The 16832-nt window shown below is 68.1% G+C and carries 17 protein-coding genes and 1 pseudogene; 4 read left to right on the top strand and 14 right to left on the bottom strand.

Features of this window, described 5'->3' with window-relative positions; translation table 11 throughout:
• Positions 1 to 48: 48 nt before the first annotated feature.
• Positions 49 to 750 carry a response regulator transcription factor gene (locus EV643_RS29325; protein ID WP_133803396.1) on the top strand — a complete coding sequence of 234 codons (702 nt, stop codon included), beginning with the start codon at positions 49 to 51 and terminating at the stop codon, positions 748 to 750.
• On the top strand, positions 750 to 2267 hold the full coding sequence (locus EV643_RS29320) for a sensor histidine kinase (RefSeq protein WP_133803395.1): 1518 nt from the start codon (positions 750 to 752) through the stop codon (positions 2265 to 2267). Before EV643_RS29325 ends, EV643_RS29320 begins: the two co-directional genes overlap by 1 nt.
• A 16-nt stretch (positions 2268 to 2283) precedes the next feature.
• On the opposite strand, the gene ppk2 is transcribed toward EV643_RS29320, so the two are convergent.
• From ppk2 to EV643_RS29280, 9 genes and pseudogenes are all read right to left on the bottom strand, one after another.
• Positions 2284 to 3192 (bottom strand): polyphosphate kinase 2, encoded by a 909-nt coding sequence (gene ppk2 / locus EV643_RS29315; RefSeq protein ID WP_133803394.1) that lies wholly within the window; start codon positions 3190 to 3192, stop codon positions 2284 to 2286.
• Positions 3193 to 3266: 74 nt separating this feature from the next.
• Positions 3267 to 3851 (bottom strand): class I SAM-dependent methyltransferase, encoded by a 585-nt coding sequence (locus EV643_RS29310; protein WP_255513052.1) that lies wholly within the window; start codon positions 3849 to 3851, stop codon positions 3267 to 3269.
• An 11-nt stretch (positions 3852 to 3862) separates the two neighbouring features.
• Entirely contained in the window at positions 3863 to 4540 is a 678-nt protein-coding gene (yidC, locus tag EV643_RS29305; protein WP_133803392.1) for a membrane protein insertase YidC, read from the bottom strand.
• Positions 4541 to 4611: 71 nt separating this feature from the next.
• Positions 4612 to 4869, bottom strand: a complete 258-nt coding sequence (locus tag EV643_RS45980; RefSeq protein WP_238165876.1) for a DUF6412 domain-containing protein — start codon at positions 4867 to 4869, stop codon at positions 4612 to 4614.
• Between the two features lie 4 nt (positions 4870 to 4873).
• Positions 4874 to 6178: pseudogene (locus EV643_RS29300) on the bottom strand (RNA polymerase sigma factor); the annotation flags it as partial.
• Between the two features lie 284 nt (positions 6179 to 6462).
• Positions 6463 to 7083, bottom strand: coding sequence for an HhH-GPD-type base excision DNA repair protein (locus EV643_RS29295; protein WP_133803390.1), 621 nt, complete (start codon positions 7081 to 7083; stop codon positions 6463 to 6465).
• Between the two features lies 1 nt (position 7084).
• Positions 7085 to 7498, bottom strand: coding sequence for a universal stress protein (locus EV643_RS29290; protein WP_133803389.1), 414 nt, complete (start codon positions 7496 to 7498; stop codon positions 7085 to 7087).
• Positions 7499 to 7890: 392 nt separating this feature from the next.
• A complete protein-coding gene (locus tag EV643_RS29285; protein ID WP_133803388.1) occupies positions 7891 to 9369 on the bottom strand; it encodes a glutamate-cysteine ligase family protein in 1479 nt (492 codons plus the stop codon).
• Positions 9370 to 9452: 83 nt separating this feature from the next.
• A complete protein-coding gene (locus EV643_RS29280; RefSeq protein ID WP_202869805.1) occupies positions 9453 to 10223 on the bottom strand; it encodes an MBL fold metallo-hydrolase in 771 nt (256 codons plus the stop codon).
• A 57-nt stretch (positions 10224 to 10280) separates the two neighbouring features.
• On the opposite strand from EV643_RS29280, the gene EV643_RS29275 reads away from it, so the two are divergent.
• Positions 10281 to 11609 (top strand): DNA polymerase IV, encoded by a 1329-nt coding sequence (locus EV643_RS29275; protein WP_133803386.1) that lies wholly within the window; start codon positions 10281 to 10283, stop codon positions 11607 to 11609.
• Here EV643_RS29275 and ddaH read toward each other — a convergent pair.
• A complete protein-coding gene (gene ddaH / locus EV643_RS29270; protein WP_133803385.1) occupies positions 11572 to 12345 on the bottom strand; it encodes a dimethylargininase in 774 nt (257 codons plus the stop codon). The two genes, EV643_RS29275 and ddaH, sit on opposite strands and share 38 nt — an antisense overlap.
• A 60-nt stretch (positions 12346 to 12405) precedes the next feature.
• Here ddaH and EV643_RS29265 point away from each other — a divergent pair, with 60 nt between their 5' ends.
• Complete coding sequence (locus tag EV643_RS29265) at positions 12406 to 13653, top strand: MFS transporter (RefSeq protein WP_133803384.1); 1248 nt, start codon at positions 12406 to 12408, stop codon at positions 13651 to 13653.
• Here the strand turns inward: EV643_RS29265 and EV643_RS29260 are convergent.
• From EV643_RS29260 to EV643_RS29245, 4 genes are read right to left on the bottom strand one after another with little or no spacing between them, the layout of a single operon-like run.
• The gene (locus EV643_RS29260; RefSeq protein WP_133803383.1) at positions 13636 to 14370 is read right to left on the bottom strand and encodes an MBL fold metallo-hydrolase; all 735 of its coding nucleotides are present in this window, start codon (positions 14368 to 14370) and stop codon (positions 13636 to 13638) included. The genes EV643_RS29265 and EV643_RS29260 overlap by 18 nt on opposite strands.
• The gene (locus tag EV643_RS29255) at positions 14367 to 14759 is read right to left on the bottom strand and encodes a YccF domain-containing protein (RefSeq protein WP_133803382.1); all 393 of its coding nucleotides are present in this window, start codon (positions 14757 to 14759) and stop codon (positions 14367 to 14369) included. Before EV643_RS29255 ends, EV643_RS29260 begins: the two co-directional genes overlap by 4 nt.
• Positions 14756 to 15610, bottom strand: coding sequence for an alpha/beta fold hydrolase (locus EV643_RS29250; RefSeq protein WP_255513051.1), 855 nt, complete (start codon positions 15608 to 15610; stop codon positions 14756 to 14758). The genes EV643_RS29255 and EV643_RS29250 overlap by 4 nt, the downstream gene beginning before the upstream one ends.
• 41 nt (positions 15611 to 15651) lie before the next feature.
• Positions 15652 to 16809: a saccharopine dehydrogenase family protein gene (locus EV643_RS29245; RefSeq protein WP_133803381.1), complete on the bottom strand. Its 1158-nt coding sequence runs from the start codon at positions 16807 to 16809 to the stop codon at positions 15652 to 15654.
• Positions 16810 to 16832: the final 23 nt, after the last annotated feature.

The following is a 16832-nucleotide window of genomic DNA, read 5'->3' as shown; positions in this document are numbered from 1 at the left end:
CAGGAACCTGCCAGGGATCCCATGGGTGCCGGGTCCAGACTGTAGGGCATGAGCCCGCATCTGCTGGTGGTCGACGACGAGCCGAACATCGTCGAGCTGCTGTCCGCGAGTCTGCGTTTCGCCGGCTACGAGGTGACCACGGCGACCCACGGCGCCGAGGCGTTACGCAAGGCACGTGAGGTCGAGCCCGATCTCGTCGTACTGGACGTGATGATGCCCGGTCTCGACGGGTTCGAGGTGGTCCGGCGGCTGCGCGGTGAGGATCGGCACGTGCCCGTGCTGTTCCTCACCGCTCGCGATGCCGTCGAGGACAAGGTGCTCGGCCTGCAGACCGGTGGCGACGACTACGTCACCAAGCCGTTCAGCCTGGACGAGCTGGTCGCCCGGGTTCGCGCCCTGCTGCGCCGGTCCGGTCACCGGGAGACTGCGGTCACCGAGGCCGCAGTACTGAAGTACGGCGATCTCGAGCTGAACGAGGACAGCTACGAGGTGTTCAAGGGCGGAGTACCGGTGCAGCTGTCGCTGACCGAGTTCAAGTTGCTCCGCTGCCTGCTGGAGAACGCCGAGCGAGTGATGTCGAAGGGGCAGATCCTGTCCGCCGTCTGGAACTACGACTTCGCCGGTGACGCCGGGGTGGTCGAGTCGTACATGTCCTACCTGCGCCGGAAGGTGGACACCGGTGAGCCCAAGCTATTGCACACTGTACGCGGCGTGGGCTACGTACTGCGCACTCCCCGGGGCGCCAACTGATGCACGGCCACCGGCGCCTGGCCGATCGGTATCCGCTGCGGATCACCATCGTCCTGGTCCTGCTGACGCTGGTGACCGCGGCGCTGCTCGCGTCCGGCTTGGTGGCGACCACGATCATGCGCGGCTACCTGACCGACCGCGTCGACGCGCAGCTGAGTTCTGTATCGCAGCAGGTCTCCGACCGGCCCCGGTTCGGACAGGAACCGCCGCCTGCCGACAACGGCAAGGGGCCCCGGCTGCCGAGCGCGTTCGTCATCCAGGCCTTCCAGGCCGACGGCACCGAGGCGCCGGCGGGTCAGTTCCGGCAGCCGCTGCGCGAATCGGAGGCTACGCCGGAGCTGCCCAAGCTGACCCTCGCCCAGGTCGAAGGCCGGGACGGCAGACCGTTCAACGTGCCGGCCACCAGTGGGGATGACACCTGGCGGGTGCTCGCGGTCCCGCTGCCGGGCGGCAACGGCTACGTGATGATCTCGCAGAGCCTGGGCGACATGGACCGGACGATCCAGCGCCTGGTCGGCGTGCAGATCGCGACCGGGATCATCCTGCTGGTGCTGCTCGCCGGCATCGGGACATACGTCGTACGGCGGAGTCTGCGCGGACTTGAGGACGTCGAGCACACCGCCGTCGCGATCGCCGGTGGTGATCTCAGCCAGCGTGTCCCGCAGCGGGATCCGCGGACCGAGGTCGGGCGGTTGTCGTTGGCCCTGAACCAGATGCTAGGCCAGATCGAGACCGCCTTCGCCCAGCGGACGGCATCCGAGTCGGCCGCTCGCAGGTCGGAGGACGCGGCTCGCAGGTCGGAAGAGATCGCCCTCAGGTCGGAGGAGAACGCACGGCAGTCCGAGGAGCGGATGCGGCGCTTCGTCGCGGATGCGAGCCACGAGCTGCGGACACCGTTGACGTCGATCCGGGGGTTCGCCGAGCTGACCCGTCAGAAGGGCGGTGCCGCCGATCCGACCACGATGAAGCGGATCGAGGACGAGGCGAAGCGGATGGGCCTGCTCGTCGACGACCTGTTGCTGCTCGCCCGGCTCGACCAGCAACGTCCTCTCCAGCACAAGCCGGTAGACCTCCTCACCATTGCCGGCGACTCGGTCCACGACGTCCAGGCCGTTCAGCCCGATCGCCCGGTGAGCTTGAAGATCCTGCCCGACTCGGGTGCGCCGGTCGTCGAGGGCGACGAGGCACGGCTGCGTCAGGTGCTCGGCAACCTGGTCAGCAACGCGCTGCACTACACACCGGTCGACGCGCCCATCGCGGTCTCGGTCGGCACCCGCGACGGTGAAGCGATCCTGGAGGTCGCCGATACGGGTCCCGGCCTGGACGACCAACTGAAGGCGCGAGTCTTCGAACGCTTCTACCGTGCCGACTCAGCCCGCGCCCGCTCGACCGGTGGCTCAGGCCTGGGCCTGTCCATCGTCGCTGCCCTGGTCGCCGCGCACCGCGGTCGGGTGACCGTCACCGACACACCTGGCGGCGGAGCCACCTTCACGGTCCATCTGCCGATCTCCGCCTGAGCGGGATCAGGCGGGATCAGAGGGCGGGGAAGCTCCGGGTTGCTGATTCGCCGTGCTCCAGGACCTGGGCCGCGGGGCCGAGGACATTGGGGTCGGGGGCGGTCGCCAGTTCGAAGTCCTTGTCGGAGTAGTCGTAGAGGCTGAGGACGTGGCGCATCGCTTCCAGGCGGGCGCGCTTCTTGTCGTTGCTCTTGACCACCGTCCACGGCGCGTGCGACGTGTCCGTGTAGTGGAACATCGCTTCCTTCGCCTCCGTGTAGTCCGCCCACTTGTCCAGCGACGCCAGATCGGTCGGCGACAGCTTCCACTGCCGGACCGGGTCGATCTGCCGGATCGTGAACCGGGTCTGCTGTTCGGCCTGCGACACCGAGAACCACAGCTTGACCAGCAGGATCCCCGACCGGACCAGCATCCGCTCGAACTCCGGCGCCTGCCGCATGAACTCCTCGTACTCCTCGTCGGAGCAGAACCCCATCACCCGCTCGACGCAGGCGCGGTTGTACCAGGACCGGTCGAACAGCACCATCTCCCCCGCAGCCGGCAGGTGTTCGACGTACCGCTGGAAGTACCACTGGGTCTGCTCGCGCTCGGTCGGCTTCTCCAGCGCCACGATCCGGGCGCCGCGCGGGTTCAGGTGCTCCATGAACCGCTTGATCGTCCCACCCTTGCCGGCCGCGTCCCGGCCCTCGAACACGATCACCAGCTTCTGCTTCGAGCGTTTGACCCAGTACTGCAGCTTCAGCAACTCGATCTGGAGCAGCCGCTTGTCCCGGTCGTACACGTCGCGGCTGAGCCGTTCGGCGTACGGATATCCCTCGCGCCAGGTGTCGACCGGCGTACCGTCCGCGCGGAGCAGGACCGGGTCGTCGTCCTCTTCGTCGAGAACGCGGAACCCCAGCTCGTGAACCAGATTCGGAGTGCTCATGGCGCCAAGGTTCACCGCCCCGAACAGGCCGCCGATGAACCCCCGCCAACGCCCGGGTGAACAAACGCCCGGTACTACGGACGCCGCCGCACCTTCACCGTGCAGTCGACCCGCGTCGTCGCCTCGCCGTCCGGGCCGGCCTGCTCCCGCTCATGCTCGCGGCTCACCAGGATCTCCCACTCGCCCTCCCCGAGCCGTAGGTCCTCGATCACCTCGGCCGGCTTCGGGGAGGGCACCTCGGGATGCGCTTCGTGCTGCCAGGACGGGAAACCGAGATGGCCCTCGATCAGCAAGGTCCCGCCCGGCGCCACCGCATTCGCCGCCGCCCGCAGGATCTCCTCGCGCGGCAGTTCCGCCAACGAGTGCAGGAACTGAGCCGACACGAGATCGTACGAGCCCTCCGGGAACGACTCCCCCAGCTCGTGCTGCTGCCAGTCGATCCGGCCCGCCACCCCGGCGGTCTCAGCATGGGCGGCAGCCCGGGACAGGGCGACGGACGAGACGTCGACCGCCGTCACGGTCCACCCGCGCCCGGCGAGCCAGATCGCGTCGCGCGCGGCGCCGGGACCGTGAACACGATCGCGGGACCGTGAACACCAACACCACCTGTCCGAGCTCCCGACAACCTGTTCACGGTCCCCACCCAAGACCGCGGCCACTCCCGCTGAACTCACCGCTGGAGGACAGTGCGTTCCAGCAGGGTCCAGGTGGTTGTCGTTAGCAGGTACAGGCCGGCCGCTAGGGGGATGAACGCGGCGGTCACGAGGGTGCCGTACGGGAGGATTCGCGCGAGTCGGCGCGACAACGCCGGTGCGGACTCGTCCAGTTGGCGTACCTGCCGACGCGAGGAGAAGTAGGCGACGACCGCCAGCAGCACGGCCAGTACGACGTACGCCGGGGTCGCCGCGATCAACGGCCAGTGCAGGCCGAGTCCTGCGCCCAGCACTGTCCCCGCCAGCAACTGGTTCGCCTGTCCGGCGACGATCGCCGTCGAGAACACTGTGTAGAGCAACCAGAAGAACGGCAACTGCGCGAGCATCGGCAGGCAGCCGGCTTGCACGGTCGTACCGGAGGACTGCTGCAGTTCGGCGATCTCCCGCCGGAGTCGCTCGGGATCGTCTTTGTGCTTCGCGCTCAGGTCACGGATCTGCGGAAGCAACGTCGTCCGCGAGCGTTCGCCGCGCAGAGCCGCGAGGCTGAGTGGCAACAGCAGCAAGCGGACGGCCACTGTACAGAGCACGATCGCCACGGCAGCGGCGTACGGGCCGGTGAGGGGTTCGACGAGTGAGGCGAGCGAGCTGACAAGGGTGTAGGCAGCGCTGATGGGCGCGTCGAAGAAGGAAGGCATGGCAGAGCTCCAAAGGATGAAGAGGGACGGGATAGCACTGGATGGGCTGCCGAGAAGTTGGCAGCCGGGTGCTAGCGTCCGGGAGCTCTGGGGCGGGGGCGACCGGGAGTCGACGGGTTGCGCAGGCGCAAGTACTCGGCCCGGCGGGAGCGCTCACGCAAAGCCGTGTGCGGCAGCGGGACGACCACCGGCGTGGAAGGCCGCGATACTAGCCGAACGGCGAACAGAACAGCCGCCGCCGTGAGAACGGCGGCGGCTGAAAGCGCCAGCGACGGAGAGTCGAGGGCAGCGATCGTCGACGCGAGAGCGACGGCGATCAGCTGCCCCATCGAATCAGTCCAGGTAGTCGCGGAGGACCTGCGAACGGGACGGGTGCCGCAGCTTCGACATCGTCTTGGACTCGATCTGCCGGATCCGCTCGCGGGTGACGCCGTAGACCTTGCCGATCTCGTCCAGCGTCTTCGGCTGGCCGTCGGTCAGGCCGAACCGCATCGAGACGACCCCGGCCTCGCGCTCGGACAGCGTGTCCAGCACCGCGTGCAACTGCTCCTGCAGCAGCGTGAAGGAGACCGCCTCGGCCGGCACGATCGCCTCGGAGTCCTCGATCAGGTCACCGAACTCGGAGTCGCCGTCCTCGCCCAGCGGGGTGTGCAGCGAGATCGGCTCGCGGCCGTACTTCTGCACCTCGATGACCTTCTCCGGGGTCATGTCGAGCTCCTTGGCGAGCTCTTCCGGAGTTGGCTCGCGACCGAGGTCCTGCAGCATCTGCCGCTGCACCCGGGCCAGCTTGTTGATCACCTCGACCATGTGCACCGGGATCCGGATGGTCCGGGCCTGGTCGGCCATCGCGCGGGTGATCGCCTGCCGGATCCACCAGGTGGCGTAGGTGGAGAACTTGTAGCCCTTGGTGTAGTCGAACTTCTCCACCGCGCGGATCAGACCGAGGTTGCCCTCCTGGATCAGGTCCAGGAACAGCATGCCGCGACCCGTGTACCGCTTGGCCAACGACACCACCAGGCGCAGGTTGGCCTCGAGCAGGTGGTTCTTCGCCCGCCGGCCGTCCTCGGAGATCCAGTCGTACTCGTCCCGGACCTTGTCCTTGAGCTTGGCGGCCTCATCCGCCAGCTGCTCCTCGGCGAACAGGCCGGCCTCGATCCGCTTGGCGAGCTCGACCTCCTGCTCGGCGTTCAGCAGCGGGACCTTGCCGATCTGCTTCAGGTAGTCCTTCACCGGGTCCGCGGTGGCACCGGCGACCATCACCTGCTGCTCGGGCTCGTCGGTCTCGTCCGCCTCGGAGACGACGAAGCCCTCGTCCTCGGTCAGCTCCTTCTCCAGCGGCTTGACCGCGTCCGGGCTGAAATCGGCCTCGTCGACCTCGTCCAGCGCGCGCGGCTTACCGGTCTTCGGGTCGATCGCCAGACCCGCCTCGGACACGGCCTTCTTCGCCGGCGCCTTCTTCGCGGCGGCCTTCTTCGCGGGGATACCGTCCTCCTTGGTGGACGCAGCTGCCTTCTTGACCGCCGACGGGGCGGCCTTCTTCACGGTGGCCTTCTTGGCGGCAGGGTCGGGCACTCTGGCGCTGGTCCTCGGAGCCGTGCTGCGGGCGGTGGCGGCCACGGCCCGGGCGGACTCGGCGGGAAGGTTCTCGGACGAGCTGGACGACACGAATTACCTCTCGTCTGACGCAGGGTTTCTGTACGGCGGTACGACGTTGCGGTGGTGCTGTTGTTGCCTTGGATTTTGTGGCTGCTCGCTGGTCAGGCGGCGGCAACAGTACATTGTAATCCGCGAACCAAGCCCCGCCCTCGCGCGACCCCCGGAACGGCGTGCCTTCCCCGCTGCCGCCACCCCTGCGGATGGCTGCGGCGGGGAAGGCCCTTCAACGCTCAACTGCTCTGAAACGCTCAACTGCTCTGAAACGCTCAACTGTTCCTGGTCTGCCGCAACGGCCGGGCGACCACCCGCTGCTGGGTCACCTGTTGTTCCAGCTTGAACTGCCTCACCTTCACCAGTGATGCCACGTCGATCACGTCCGCCACCGACTTGTACGCGCCATCCTCACCGTACGGTTCGGACGCCTCGCGCCAGCCGCGTGGCCGGACCTTGAGCTGCTTGCCGAGCAGGGCGACGAAGATCTTCGCCTTCTGCGCCCCGAAGCCCGGCAGGGCCGACAGCCTGGCCAGCAGGTCGTCCCCTGACTTGACATCGGCCCAGACCCCCGAGGCGTTACCGCCGTACTCCTCGTCCAGGTGCTTGGCCAGGGTCTGGATCCGGGCCGCCATCGCGGTCGGGAACCGGTGGATCGCCGGCGGCCCGGCCACCACCTCGACGAAAGCGTCCGGATCGTAGGCGGCGACCGTGGACGGGTCGAACGGGCCGTCCAGCCGCTTGGCGATCGCGACCGGACCGGCGAAGGCGCGCTCCATCGGGATCTGCTGATCCAGCAGCATTCCCACCATCAGCGCGAACGGGTCCCTGCTCAGCATCTCGTCGGCGTCGGGCTGCTGTGCGAGGCACAGCTTCCTGCTGCGTGTCGAAGTCACCTCAGTCCTCCCCTTCCTCGGCCTTGACGGCCAGCACCGGACACGGAGCGTCGAGCAGCACCCGCTGGGCGTTGCTGCCGAGGATGAGCTTGCCGACCGGGGATCGGCGCCTCAGACCGATCACGATGAACTCCGCATGGACTTGCTCGGCGACGGCCACCAGGTCCTCCGCCGGGTCGAGTCCACGCACAAGTTGCCGCACCTCATAGGGCACACCGGTCGAGTCGAGCTGCTCCCGTACCTCCGTCAACGCGGCATCACTCGCCGCGGCCTCGTCGCTGTCGAAATTGCGACCGCCCCGGTGGGAGTTGACCACCACCAGCTTGGCGTCCCGGAGGCTTGCCTCCTCTGCTGCCCGCCGCAGGGCTGCGCGCCCTTCGGCCTTCGGCACATAACCCACGACGATGGTCGTCATCGACTTGCCTCACCTCCGGGTGTCTGTCGACCCGTTCCGAACGATACTGCCCTGAACTCGTCGCGGCATCTGTGGAAATGCGCCATCTGTGTCGCGACCGTGACCGTTGTGGAGTTGTGTCCCAGAGCGGGCGGGTCCGGGGCATACTCGGCCTGCTCGATGCCCGACTACTACCCGGCCGGGCACCGTCTAATCTTTTGGTCGCGACACCCTTGCAGTGTTTCCCCGATCGCGCCAGTACCGTCTTGCGTGTCGCGACGGACGGCGCATTCCGCCGGCGCCGAACCCCTTGTACTGCGCGCTCCCGGGTGCGGCTCCGTTGCCGACGGCAAATGCCTCCTGATGTCCATCGTTGTCTGTCGTTGGTTACTTGATCGGGTGGCCTAACCGGTTCAGTCGACCGGCCACTCGTGCACCGGAGTGTTCGCGTGCATGTGATCGCGGTACTTGCGCAGCATGCCGCGCAACGCGTCCCGGCGACCGTGCGATCCCTTGGTATACAACCGATGGAACTCATCGGCCTGCCATGCGGCACCGTTGCGATGAGTGAGGCAACGCTGCTCGATGATGCCGAGCAAACGATCCCGGACGGCACCGTCGACACCCCACGCGTCGAGTCCCCGAGATGCCAACGGCAACAGGCGGCGCAGTACGAGTTCGGTCGCGCGCGCGGTGCCGACACCAGGCCAGAACACTTCGGCATCGATACCGTGCCGGGCCGCTTCGTGGAAGTTCTCTTCGGCCGCGCTGAACGACATCTGCGACCAGATCGGACGTTCGTCGTCGGCGAGTGCTCGGACCAGGCCGAAATAGAAGGCGCCGTTGGCCATTGTGTCGACGACAGTCGGGCCGGCCGGCAGTACGCGATTCTCCACCCGCAGATGCGGTCTCTCCCGGACAACGTCGTACACGGGGCGGTTCCAGCGATAGATCGTCCCGTTGTGCAACCGCAACTCCGAAAGGGCCGGCGTGTCACCGCGATCCAGAACGGCGATCGGATCCTCGTCGGAGGTGACCGGCAACAGCGCCGGGTAGTAGCGCGAGTTCTCCTCGAAGAGGTCGAAGATCGAGGTGATCCAGCGTTCGCCGAACCAGACCCGCGGCCGGACGCCCTGGGTCTTCAGCTCGTGCGTGCGGGTGTCGGCTGCCTGCTCGAACAACGGGATCCGGGTCTCCCGCATCAGCTCCTTGCCGAACAGGAACGGCGCGTTGGCCCCGACTGCAAGCTGGACACCGGAGATCGCCTGCGCCGCGTTCCAGTACTTGGGGAACGCCTCCGGGGTGACCTGCAGGTGGAACTGTGTCGACGTGCAGGCGGCCTCCGGAACGATGGTGTCGGCGGTGACCTGCAGCCGCTCGACGCCGTCGATCGAGATCTGCACGTCCTCGCCACGGGCGGCGAAGATCTGGTCGTTGAGCAACGCGTACCGCGGGTTGGTGCTGAGTGCCTCGCGGTGGATGTGCTCGGTCATCAGGGTCGGCAGGATGCCGACGGTCACCATCGACGACCCGGTCCTGGACGCCTTTTCCTCGGCCGCGTTCAGGCTGTCCCGGATCGACTTCTCCATCGTGTCCAGCCCGACGCCGTCGATCTGCCCGGGCGGCACGTTGATCTCGACGTTGAACTGGCCCAGCTCGGTCTGGAACGCGTCGTCCTCGATCGCGCTCAGCACCTCGGTGTTCTTCATCGCCGGATCGCAGTTCTCGTCCACCAGGTTCAGCTCGATCTCGATCCCGGTCATCGGCCGCTCGTCGTCGAACCGCGACTCGCGCAGCATCCGGGCGAACGCGTCCAGGTTGCGATGGACCTGTGCGCGGAACGCGGTCCGGTCCGCTCGGGTGAACTCGACCTTGTCGACTTCCTCGCCCATCTGCGCCTCCCTGGTTCCTGCGGTGCGCCGCTGTCCTCAGTCTGCCCGAACCTGTCCCCCGATGTGACCTATTCCGCGTCGGATCAGCGTGGGAAGACGATGAAGTGGTCCCGGACGATCCGCCGCGGCGTCTCACCGGCCTGCTCGAGGACGCCGGCCAGCTCGCCCAGCACCTCCGGCCCGAGCTGCAACGGGTGCTCGCCTGGATGGACGTCGGCGCCCATTTCGTAGTCCACGCCGGGCTCGTCAGGCATCTCGATGTGCGCGCCCAGGACCCAGGACACCGGATTGCCCGCGGCAACGAACCCGGCCAGCCTTTGGATGCTGGCCCGGAACGCGGGCCAGTCGGGGACGTACAACCGTCCCGGATACAAGGAATCCCCTGTCAAGAGCAGTCTCGTACTCCGGTCGTAGAGCGCGATGTCGGTGCCCTGGTGACCGGGGATCGGGATCACGTCGAGCACCCGATCGCCGAGATCCAGCTCGACGATCTGGTCCGGCCAGTCCGTGATCCCGAAGAACTCGGCGACCTCGTCGACCGACACCCCGACCACCTCGTCGAACTGGTCGTCACCGCCGATGTGGTCCCCGTGACCGTGCGTGCGCGCGACGATCAGCTCGACATCCGTTTTCGCGAGCAACTCGTCGACGACTGCTCGCATGTCGGCGTGACCTGTGCCGGTGTCGAGTAGGAGGGCGCGCTCGGATCCGATCAGCAGGTAGCAGAACGGTCCCTCGAAGTTCGTCCGGAGGGCCTGCCGGATGATCGCGGTGCGGTCGTCGTACCAATGCACCTGATGGTCGGGGCCGGTGCCGGTCGTGCCGTCGTCCCAAACCTCCGGAAAGCTGCCCATGACCGGCATCCTGCCAGGCGGTGCGGAAATGTCGGTGCTGCCAGGGAGACTGTGGGAGTGCGCACCGATCCGTCCATCCTGCATGTCGACCTGGACGCGTTCTTCGCGGCCGTCGAGCAGCGGGACAAGCCGTCGCTGCGCGGGAAGCCCGTCGTGGTCGGCGGCATCGGGCTGCGCGGCGTCGTCTCGACCGCGTCGTACGAGGCCCGCAAGTACGGCGTGCGCTCGGCCATGTCGACCGCGGAGGCCCGTTCGCGTTGTCCGCACGCGGCGTATCTCGGCGCGCGGTTCGACGTCTACCGGGAGACGAGCAAGGCGGTGATGGCGCAGATGCGCGCGTTGTCGCCGCTGGTCGAGCCGTTGTCGCTGGACGAGGCCTTCGTCGATCTGTCCGCCACCGGGCTGACCGGCTTGACCGTCGACGACGTGCACGCGATCGCCGAGGACCTGAAGGCCGCGATCCGGGAGGCGAGCGGCGGGCTGACCGCGTCCGTCGGCGCCGGTACGTCGAAGCTGATCGCCAAGATCGCGAGCGACCTGGACAAGCCGGACGGGATCGTCGTGGTTCCGCCCGGCACCGAGGCGGCGTTCCTCGCACCGATGCAGGTGACTGTGATCCCCGGCGTCGGGCCGGCGACCGCTCAGCGGTTGAGCATGGCCGGTGTGCGGACGGTCGCCGATCTGCAGCAGCTCGACGAGGAGGAGCTCGTCCGGCAGGTCGGTTCAGCACACGGCTCGAGTCTGCATCGGCTGGCGATCGCGGCCGACGATCGCGCGGTGGTCAGCGACCGGGAGACCAAGTCGGTCAGTGTGGAGGACACCTTCGAGACCGACCTCCTCGACCGATCGTTGCTGTCGGCAATCGGTGACCGGATGGCGCACCGGGTCTCCGAGCGGTTGCAGAAGGCGCAACTGTCCGGCCGGACCGTGACGGTGAAGACGCGCATGCACGACTTCACCACCCACACCCGCTCGTCCACCCTGGCCGGTCCGACCGACGACGCGCGGGTGATCGCCCGGGTCGCCCGGCGGCTGCTCGAGGAGAGCGACATCTCCGGCGGCATCCGGTTGCTCGGCGTCGGCGTCTCCTCGCTGGCCGACTGGATCCAGGACGACCTCTTCACCGAGTCCGAGGACCCGCCGCTCGACCTCACCGATCTGCCCGAGCGTCCAAGGGAACGGGTCGACGGCTACCACCCGGGCCAGGACGTCATCCACACGCAGTACGGCGAGGGCTGGGTCTGGGGCTCGGGCCGCGGCCGAGTCACCGTCCGCTTCGAAACCGCCGGTACTCCGGCCGGCCCGGTCCGGACGTTCGCGGTCGACGATCCGGAGCTGACCAAGCTCGTCAGACAGCCCCCCGAAGACGAACCGACAGACACGTGACGCAGCCCTCCAGCTTCTCGAACTCGCTGATGTCGACGACGACCGGCGTGAAGCCGAGTTCGCGGAACAAGTCGGCCGTCTTCGGGGCCGAGGCCGCCATCAAGAGGTGCTTGTCGTCGAGTAGGACGACGTGGGCGCCGGACTCCTCGGGTACCGCGCGGAACGACTTGAAGGCTGATGCGTCGTCGACCAGTGGTTCGTAGCCGATGACCGTGCCGTCCGGCAGTGCGGTGACGGCGGACTTCAGGTGCAGCACCTTGGTCACCGGTACGGCGATGACGTCGGCGCCGAGTGGTTCGAGGTGCTCGCGGAGCTGGGTGATGCCCGCCTCGTTTGTGCGGCCACCGAGACCGGCGTACACGGTGGTGCCGACCTTCAGGATGTCGCCGCCGTCGAGCGTGCCCGGTTCGCCGATGCGGGCGATCCGGTATCCCTGCGCGGCGACGGCTGCCTCGGCCGCGGCCGCCTCCGGACGTCGCTCGGTCGCACCGGCGTGCGCGATCACCGCGAGGTCGCCGTACACCACCATCGTGTCCTCGACGAACACCCCGTCCGGGCACTCGTCGATCGGCGGCACCTCGATCGTCGACCAACCTGCGTCGCCCAGCGCATCGACGTACTGCTGCCACTGCCGTACTGCGAGGTCGGTGTCGACCGGGACGCGTTCGATGTGGGTGACCAGTCCCTCCGCCAGACGCGGACTGGGACGACGAACAAGCGCACGAACGGTTGCCATAGGCGCACCCTAACCGCCCTCGTTCGCAGGCGTGCGCGGGTAGCTGGATAGGGTCGGCGGGTGGATCGCCGTCGGTTTCCGCTGCTGCGGTATCCGGCGTATGTGCGGTTCTGGGTGGCGGATGCGGTGTCGATGGTGGGGTCGACGGTCACCGGGCTGGCGTTGCAGGTTCTCGCGATCGTCACCCTGCAGGCGAGCGGCACCGAGGTCGGCATCCTCAACGCCGCACGATGGTTGCCCTATCTCCTCTTCGGCCTACTCGCCGGCGTCTTCGTCGACCGCCACCGCCGTCAGCCCGTCCTGGTGACGGCCGACCTCGCCCGCGCCGTCGTACTCGGCGTGATCCCGCTCGCGGCCGCCCTCGACGTCCTCTCGCTGCCGCTCCTCATCGCGGTCGTACTCGTCTTCGGCAGCTTGTCGCTCGCCTACGACGCCGCCCACCAGTCGTACCTACCCGCACTCGTTCCGGGCGACCTACTCACCCCGGCGTACGCGCGGCTCGAGCAGACCATGGCCGTCGCGCAGACCGGCGGCCCAGTGGTCGCGGGTGCGCTGATCAAACTCATCGGCGCATCGGTCGCGATCCTGGTCGACGCAGTGTCCTACCTCATCTCGGGCCTGGTCCTGGCGACTGCCCGGCCACTCACCCCAGAAGTTGCCCACGGCGCCGATCAGCCGCGCGACCTGCGCCAGGAGATCCGCGACGGCCTCGCCTGGGTCTATCGCAACAGCACCCTCGGTCCGCTCGCGGCGGCCTCACATCTCTGGTTCGTCTGCCAGGGCCTGGTCACGACCGTCTACGTACTGTTCGTGCTCACCACCTTGGACCTGAGCGCATTCGTCCTCGGCCTGACCTACGCCTTCGCCGGCCTCGGCTCGCTGATCGGCGCCACGGCGTCCGGCTGGTTCGGCCGCCGGCTGGGGGTCGGCCCTGCGATCATCCTGGCCCGTTGGCTGGCGGCGATCGCTTTCCTGCTGATCCCACTGGCCGGCAGTGGCGTGGCAGGTGTTGTCGTGCTCTGCGCCAGCCAGTTCCTGTTCGGGATCTCCGTCGGCATCGACAGCCCGATCGAGATGAGCTACCGGCTGGCGATCACGCCGGCCAACCTGCTCGGCCGGATGAACGCCACCATCCGATCAGTCAATCGCGCCGCGATCGTCATCGGCGCGCCCCTCGGCGGTCTGCTCGCCGACCACCTCGGCCATCGCGAAGCGCTCTGGATCGGCGCCGGCGGCATGGTTGTCCAGGCGATCCTGCTGCACCGCTCGAAGTTCCGGCACGCGCGCCTGTCAGAGGGCGATTACTAGACCCTCCTCGGCGGCCAGCACCTCGCCGTCGAAGATCTCGCCGGCCTCGGCCACCGAGATCGCCCGATCCGAGCCCGGCCAGAAGTGGGTCAGCAACAACCGCTTCGCACCGCTCGCGTACGTCGCTGCCTCCCCCGCCGTCATGATGTACCGCGGCGTGGTCTCGGGCGGCGGCCCCTGCAACGTGGCGTCGGAGATGTAGAGATCCGCGTCCTTGGCCAACGCCCGCAGCACACCTGTCGGCCCACTGTCGCCCGTGTACGCGACGATGAGATCGGGCGCCTCGAGCCGTACGCCGAGGTTGGTCACGTAATGCGGCAGATGCACACTCCCCAACCGAAATGGCCCCACCTCGGTGCTCGCCGCGAGATCCCGTACGTCGAACACGGTGGCCGGATCCGGTCGCGGTTCGAGCGCCCGCAGTACGTCGACCACCCCGGGCGGACAGTAGAGCGGGATCGGCGCGGCCTCGGTCGCCTCGTAGTGCCGGACCCGGGCCAGCGCGCTCACGTCGACGCAGTGGTCCGGGTGCTGGTGCGTCACGATGACGGCGTCGACCGCACCCAACGGGCAGTACTCGAGCAACCGCGGCAGCGTGGCGTACCCGAGATCGAGTACCACCTTGAACCCGTCGTACTCGAGCAGGAATCCGGCGCACGCCCGGCCCGCCTCCGGCCAGGCGCCACCCGACCCGAGGACCGTGAGTTGCCTGCTCATCGTGCGCCGAAGGCCTCGTCGGTGGAGACGATCTCCTTGCCCAGCGGCAGCAGCGAGATCGGGATCAGCTTGAAGTTCGCCAGGCCGAGCGGGATCCCGATGATGCTGACGCAGAGCGCGATGCCGGTGACCAGGTGGCCGAGCGCGAGCCACCAGCCGGCCACGATCACCCAGATCACGTTGCCGATCACCGACGCGGCACCGGCGCCGGGCTTGTCCACCATGGTCCGGCCGAACGGCCAGAGCGCGTAGCCGGCGATCCGGAACGACGCGATGCCGAACGGGATGGTGATGATCAGCACGCAGCAGATCAGGCCGGCGATCACATAGCCGACGGCCAGCCAGAATCCGGCCAGCACCAGCCAGATCAGGTTCAGGATCGTTCTCATACCCGCCAGCCTGCCACCCGGCGGGTGTGCTCGAGGGTCAATCGGGCGACAAGTCCGGGATCATTCCGGGGCAACCAGTGGCCGCCCCTGACCACCTGCACGCTGAGGTTGGGTGCCCAGCGGGCGATGTCGGTCTGCAGGGGCATGGTGACGAAAGCGTCGCCGTCGGGCGATACGGCCAGCACCGGTACGTCCGTACGGCGAACCCGAGGGCTCAGGAGCCGGGGCAGGACGTTTGCCCGGTACAACTCCAGACCGTTGACGTAGTCGGCCACAGAACGCTCACCGGGCGCACTCTCGATCCCGCCGGCGACGCGTTCCAGGCGGCCGAAGACACGATGCGCCCAGCCCTTCCGCCAACCGCGTTCCGGGATTCGTGGCAGGTGGAAGTAGAAGACGTACCAGGAGTGGAGTAGTTGCCGGATCAGTTCGTCGGGCCGCCGGCGGGCCCTGGTTCGGAGGAAGTGGCCGGCATGGTCCAGCGACGGCCCAGAGATCGACACGTACGAGGCGATCCGCCCGCGTAACCGATCGCTCGTGACGAAGTGCCATGCCTGGATCGAACCCCAGTCGTGCGCGAGCACCTGCACCGGCCGATCGGGCGACACCTCGTCCAGGACCGCCCGGAAGTCCTCTTCCAACCGCTCCAGCCGGTACGCCGACCGCGGGCGTGGGTGGTCCGAGTTCCCCGCGCCCCTGACGTCGTACGTGATGACCCGGAAGTGGTCCGCGAGGCGGGTGGCGACGGGTTCCCAGAGGCGCGCGTTGTCGGGGTATCCGTGCACGCAGATCAACACGGGCGCCGCCGGGTCGCCGTACTCGTAGAGCGCGCTGTACTCGTAGAGCGCTATGGCGGTCCCGTCGGCCGAGGTGACCCGGCTCTGCGTGGCGATCAGTACTCCTCGGTCGCGACCACGCGGAACGTGATCCCCGCCTCCACCAGGCGCTTGCGCAAGGCGGGACCCATCGCGACCGCGGTGGTGACCTGGCCGGACGTCTTCGGCAGATCGTCGAGCGCCAGACTGAACGCGCACTCGCTCAGCATCTTCGCTGTCTCGACATAGCCGGGATCGCCACCTGCGACCTCGGTGATCACCCGCTTGCCGCCACCGGAACCGATGAACCGGGCCTTGAACCACGACTTCGCCCGGCGCTGTTCCGACGGACCTTCACCGGCCTGAATCCGTTGCAGCAAGGCGTTGCGGACCGGCGGGATCTGAGCGGCGACCGCCAGAGCGCCGATCCCGACGATGCCTCCGGCAACAATCGGCAACCGCTTGACGGCGGCGTAGTGCGAGTAGCGGAAATCCGGGCCGTAGTCGTCCAGCAACAGGGCGGACTGCCGGACGATCTGCGGGTCGACCGTCGGCAGCGGGACGGCCCAGAACCCTTGACTGCGGTGGATCCGGCCGGGTGCGAGCTTGACGGTGCGTCCGCTCAGCTGCGGTTCGGCGCGACGCCGGGCCTTCAGTGCGTCGAGGTTCTGCTTGCCGCGGGAGAGGGCCGTGATCACGGTCTGCAGCGTCCCGCCCGACGGTCGGCCGCCTCCGCGGATCAGGCCGTCCACCCGGATCGGGACCCGCTTCGGCAGCTGCTCCACGGTGTACTGGACGCCGAGGTCGTACGGGATCGAGTCGAAGCCGCAACAGTGCACGATCCGCGCACCGGTCTCGACCGCCTTGGCGTGGTAGGCGACGTACATCCTGTCGACGAACTCGGACTCGCCGGTGAGGTCGAGGTAGTCGGTGCCGGCTTCCGCGCAGGCGGCGACCAGCGGTTCGCCGTACCGGATGTACGGGCCGACGGTGGTGACGACGATCCGGGCCGACTCGGCGACCGTCTTCAGGGTCTCGGGTTTCTCGACGTCGGCTTCGAGGAGATCGACAGTGACGCCGAGTTTCGAGCGGATCGCTTCGAGCTTGGCGGGGTTGCGGCCGGCCAGGGCCCAGCGGAGTCCGGCCGGCGCGTGCTTGGCGAAGTACTCCGCGGTGAGCGCGCCGGTGAATCCGGTCGCGCCGAACAGCACCACGTCGTACTGGCGGTCGGTCATCGTCGGGTCGCCCTCTCGTCATT

Origin of the sequence: Kribbella caucasensis, assembly GCF_004361855.1 — a bacterium.
Lineage (GTDB): Bacteria > Actinomycetota > Actinomycetes > Propionibacteriales > Kribbellaceae > Kribbella > Kribbella caucasensis.
The sequence above is the reverse complement of the archived record's forward strand: the minus strand, read 5'-3'. Positions and strand labels throughout refer to the sequence as shown.

Bases quoted from the DNA above. Each gene is read 5' to 3' on its own strand.
- EV643_RS29325 (WP_133803396.1), top strand. From the start codon at position 49: ATGAGCCCGCATCTGCTGGTGGTCGACGACGAGCCGAACATCGTCGAG.
- EV643_RS29320 (WP_133803395.1), top strand. From the start codon at position 750: ATGCACGGCCACCGGCGCCTGGCCGATCGGTATCCGCTGCGGATCACC.
- ppk2 (WP_133803394.1), bottom strand. From the start codon at position 3,192: ATGAGCACTCCGAATCTGGTTCACGAGCTGGGGTTCCGCGTTCTCGAC.
- yidC (WP_133803392.1), bottom strand. From the start codon at position 4,540: ATGCCTTCCTTCTTCGACGCGCCCATCAGCGCTGCCTACACCCTTGTC.
- EV643_RS45980 (WP_238165876.1), bottom strand. From the start codon at position 4,869: ATGGGGCAGCTGATCGCCGTCGCTCTCGCGTCGACGATCGCTGCCCTC.
- EV643_RS29290 (WP_133803389.1), bottom strand. From the start codon at position 7,498: ATGACGACCATCGTCGTGGGTTATGTGCCGAAGGCCGAAGGGCGCGCA.
- EV643_RS29285 (WP_133803388.1), bottom strand. From the start codon at position 9,369: ATGGGCGAGGAAGTCGACAAGGTCGAGTTCACCCGAGCGGACCGGACC.
- EV643_RS29280 (WP_202869805.1), bottom strand. From the start codon at position 10,223: ATGGGCAGCTTTCCGGAGGTTTGGGACGACGGCACGACCGGCACCGGC.
- ddaH (WP_133803385.1), bottom strand. From the start codon at position 12,345: ATGGCAACCGTTCGTGCGCTTGTTCGTCGTCCCAGTCCGCGTCTGGCG.
- EV643_RS29260 (WP_133803383.1), bottom strand. From the start codon at position 14,370: ATGAGCAGGCAACTCACGGTCCTCGGGTCGGGTGGCGCCTGGCCGGAG.
- EV643_RS29255 (WP_133803382.1), bottom strand. From the start codon at position 14,759: ATGAGAACGATCCTGAACCTGATCTGGCTGGTGCTGGCCGGATTCTGG.
- EV643_RS29245 (WP_133803381.1), bottom strand. From the start codon at position 16,809: ATGACCGACCGCCAGTACGACGTGGTGCTGTTCGGCGCGACCGGATTC.